This window comes from Mesorhizobium sp. M5C.F.Ca.ET.164.01.1.1 (assembly GCF_004792125.1).
Lineage (GTDB): Bacteria > Pseudomonadota > Alphaproteobacteria > Rhizobiales > Rhizobiaceae > Mesorhizobium > Mesorhizobium wenxiniae.
In genome coordinates this window covers 1-667 of the sequence record NZ_SRTG01000058.1, presented here as the reverse complement: position 1 = coordinate 667, position 667 = coordinate 1, and the positions used below count along the sequence as shown (strand labels likewise).

General features: G+C 70.3%; 1 pseudogene. It reads right to left on the bottom strand.

The window, feature by feature from the left end:
* Window positions 1-422: 422 nt before the first annotated feature.
* Window positions 423-667: pseudogene (locus EN807_RS32380) on the bottom strand (polyprenyl synthetase family protein); the annotation flags it as partial.

Below are 667 nucleotides of genomic sequence, written 5' to 3'. Positions count from 1 at the left end.
GCCGTGGAACTGCAGAGCTCGCGCCGTGTCATAGACGGACGGACCGACGCTGCCGCCGTCGCTCATCTCGCTCAGCAGGTGGCGCAATTCGGAAAGGATCTGTTCGGACAGCGCGTTCACGTGGGATGTTCCTTCTGCAGACGGCTGAGGAGAACCAGGATCGGGCCGACGCCGCGCACGTCGCCGCAGGCCCGTCGCGGTCTGGCGCATGGAGCGCCGGACGGCCGCCCTGCTCCGGCCCGACGACGCGCCCCGATGCTGGGGCCGGTCCGACGCATAGGCTTGGCGCAGCGCGCCGCGTGCGCCGCGGCCGTGCTGGGCAACCGCTGCGATCGGCACCCCGGACTCGGAAACAGTGCAGCATGCACCATTGCCGCCGGCCGATCGCAGCGGCACAGGGGCGATTCCATTCGGACGGGCGCTCACGCGCATGGCGCGTGCTTCAACAGATACGCGTTGGCCCGCTGCAGCATCTGCGCCAATCGTTCCGCACGCGGCCCCAGCAGGGCGATGGCCTCCCCGGCGTCGCGCAACAGATCAAGCGCGAACTGGCGCGCTGCCTGCAGCCCCATGATCGACGCGCAGGTCGGCTTCTGCGCCGCCGCGTCCTTGCCGGGGGTCTTGCCCAGCGTCGCGGTATCCGCTGTCGCGTCGAGAATGTCGTCGA